Annotated in this window: 1 protein-coding gene and 1 pseudogene; one reads left to right on the top strand and one right to left on the bottom strand. The window is 74.0% G+C overall.

All coding sequences use genetic code 11. The features are described from left to right. A pseudogene (locus E2651_RS43255) lies at window positions 1–478 on the bottom strand (aromatic acid decarboxylase); the annotation flags it as partial. A gap of 84 nt (window positions 479–562) precedes the next feature. Here E2651_RS43255 and E2651_RS43250 point away from each other — a divergent pair. Next, window positions 563–1,238: ABC transporter ATP-binding protein (locus tag E2651_RS43250; protein WP_135336734.1), on the top strand; the 676-nt coding region annotated here is incomplete at its 3' end.

Below are 1,238 nucleotides of genomic sequence, written 5' to 3'. Positions count from 1 at the left end.
GCGACGGGATGTGCAGCGGGGTGCCGGGGGCCGGGCCCACCGGCTCGATCGGGGGGAGGCGCAGGAGGAGGCGGTAGAGGGTCAGGGTCGTGGTGGCCCGGGAGAAGCGGTCGGCGGGGCGGGACCCTGCCGCCGGGTCGGCCTCCGGGGCGAGCTCGTCGAGCTGCGCTCTCCAGCGGGGCGGCAGGGTGTCGCCGTACCGCCTGGTCTCGTCGGTGATCAGCTCGGCGGCCAGTACGGCTATGGGGGTCTGGTCGGGGTCGTCGGCCTGTGCGCGCCGCACCATGCGGACGACGTCCGCCGGCTGCCAGCCCCGCTCCCACGCCCGCCGCACCAGCTCCTCGCCCCTGCGGCGCAGCTCCGCGTCGGCCTCGGGGGCGGCCGCCAGGTGGGAGGCGCCGGCGTCGAGGCCGTCGTCGCCGTCCGCGTACAGCGCCGCCGCGAACGCCTTGTCGATCACCTCGGTCACCGGATCCATACGCCAAGGGTAGGGCTGGCCCTACCCCCACAACGCCCCCCAGTGGTCGTGCCCCGGAGGCCTCCCGGCGGTTGGCTTGAGGGCATGACAACAACTGCCGTACGCCTTACGGCCGTCCGCCGCCTCTATCACGATGTGACCGCCCTCGACGGTGTCGACCTGCGGCTCGCGAGCGGGACCTTCACCGCGATCATGGGGCCCTCCGGGTCCGGCAAGTCGACGCTGTTGCAGTGCGCCGCCGGGCTCGACCGGCCGACGTCGGGGAGCGTCGAAGTGGGCGGCACCGAGCTGACCGGGCTGAGCGAGCGCCGACTGACGCTGCTGCGGCGGGACCGCATCGGCTTCGTCTTCCAGTCCTTCAATCTGCTGCCGTCGCTGACCGCCGCGCAGAACGTGGCCCTTCCGCTGCGGCTCGCGGGGCGCAGGCCCTCGCGTACGGAGATCTTCGAGGCGCTCGCCCGTGTCGGGCTCGCCGAGCGCGCCCGGCACCGGCCCGGCGAGCTGTCCGGCGGTCAGCAGCAGCGGGTCGCCCTCGCCCGTGCGCTGGTCACCCGCCCCGCTGTGCTGTTCGGGGACGAGCCGACCGGTGCGCTCGACACGACGACCAGCCGTGAAGTGCTTGTGCTGTTGCGGGGGTTGGTGGAGGGGGAAGGGCAGACGGTCGTGATGGTGACTCATGATCCGGTCGCCGCTTCGTACGCGGACCGGGTGGTGTTCCTGGTCGACGGGCGCGTCGCGGACGAGGCGGTCGCTCCGGGGG

The sequence above is a fragment of the Streptomyces sp. MZ04 genome (genome assembly GCF_004684775.1).
GTDB lineage: Bacteria > Actinomycetota > Actinomycetes > Streptomycetales > Streptomycetaceae > Streptomyces.
Note: the sequence above shows the minus strand (reverse complement) of the source record. Positions and strands in the feature narration are given on the sequence as shown.